1 protein-coding gene is annotated in these 1,729 nt (G+C 50.7%); it reads left to right on the top strand.

Annotated features, from left to right (window positions below):
- Positions 1-1,729 (top strand): beta strand repeat-containing protein (locus tag I6F44_RS19450; RefSeq protein ID WP_197174405.1); only part of this gene is annotated, 1,729 nt, incomplete at both ends.

Here is a 1,729-nt window from a genome sequence, read left to right as displayed (position 1 = left end):
ACAGCACCAATATTACCGGCAACGGCACCATTGATACCACAGCACCAAGTGTGAGTGTAGATGCGCCATTATTAACAAACGACAGCACGCCCACGGTTACGGGCACCAGTGATGCACCTAACAGCACCATCACGGTTACGTTTACAGATGCAGCAAATGCTACTCAAAGCATTGATGTACAAACCGATGCCAATGGTAACTGGAGTGCGACACCAACGACTGATTTAGCTGAAGGTAATTACAGCGTTAGCGCCAGCATCACAGATGCCGCAGGCAACACAGGTACAGGCACTGACAGCGGCGAAGTGGATGTAACTCCGCCAATCCTTGCCTTTACACCAACGTTTGAGCTTGGTTTATTAATTACTCTAAGCGGCACCTCTGATTTGCCAGCAGGCAGTGAAATTACCATTACCGAGCAACTTGTTAACGGTGGGATTGGTGCAACATATACCACTACAACGGATGCGGATGGCAACTGGTCATTAGTCGGATTAGATGTATCGTTACTTGATGTTGGCTCAGTGATCGCCACAGCGACCGATGCCGCAGGTAATACCCGTACAATTAGCTCAGATGACTTTGATAATACACCGCCGACACTCACTGTTGAGGTTGCAGCACAAAGCGACAGCAATACACCGGTTATTAGCGGCACAAGCGATGCGGGCGAGGGGGCACAAGTGACTATCGTAGTGACCGACAGCGCAGGCAACCCGCAAACCATCACCGCCTTAGTGGATGCCAATGGCAACTGGAGCGCCACACCAGCGACACCATTAAGTGAAGGTGAAAGCACGATTGAAGTAAGTGTGCGCGATAGTGTCGGCAACGAAACCACCGTGAGTGATACCACCACCATCGACACACAAGCGCCAACCTTAACCATTCAAAATGTAGGCGATGTCAGCGATTTAACACCTGAGCTTCAGGGCACCAGTAATGAAATTGGTGGCACGGTAACACTCACCATCACCGACAGCGAAGGCATCAATCAAACCCTTAGCACTGTTGTAGGCAGCGATGGTCACTGGGCAATCGAAGTATCGACAGCCCTTGCACAAGGTGAGTTTAGCGTTGTTGCCAGCATTACCGATGCCGCAGGCAACGAGAGCACCGCAAACAGCAGTGGTAATGTAGATACCATCACACCAGTTGTCACCGTTGATGCACTGGGTTTGAGTAACGACAGTACTCCAGTGATTAGTGGTACCTCAACAGAGCCTGAAGGCACGGTTATCAACATTATTATTACCGACAGTAACGGTGATGAGCACCCAATCACTGCCACCGTTGATGCCAGCGGTAATTGGCAAGCAACCAGCCCTGAATTACCAGATGGCAGCTACACCGTACAAGCCAGTATCACCGATGATGCAGGCAACACCGGCGGCACCACACAAACAGGCACCCTTGATACCTTAGCGGCGACATTGACACTGGATACCGTAGGAGCGACCAACGACAGCACCCCAACAATCAGCGGAAGCAGCAATGCGCCAGCGGGCACAGTAATAAACATCAGTGTAAGCGACGGCACCACAACAGAAACGTTTACCGCAACAGTACAAGCCGATGGCAGTTGGTCAGCAGATGTACCGAACGCGCTAACTGATGGTCCACTCACTATCGAAGCAAGCGTCAGTGACAGTGCAGGCAATACCACCACGTTAAGTGAAGGCGCAACATTGGATACCAATGCACCGAGTATTAATATTGATGCATTAAT

Source organism: Pseudoalteromonas sp. NZS11_1 (genome assembly GCF_015864275.1).
Lineage (GTDB): Bacteria > Pseudomonadota > Gammaproteobacteria > Enterobacterales > Alteromonadaceae > Pseudoalteromonas > Pseudoalteromonas arctica.
This window is presented reverse-complemented; position numbering and strand designations above follow the sequence as displayed.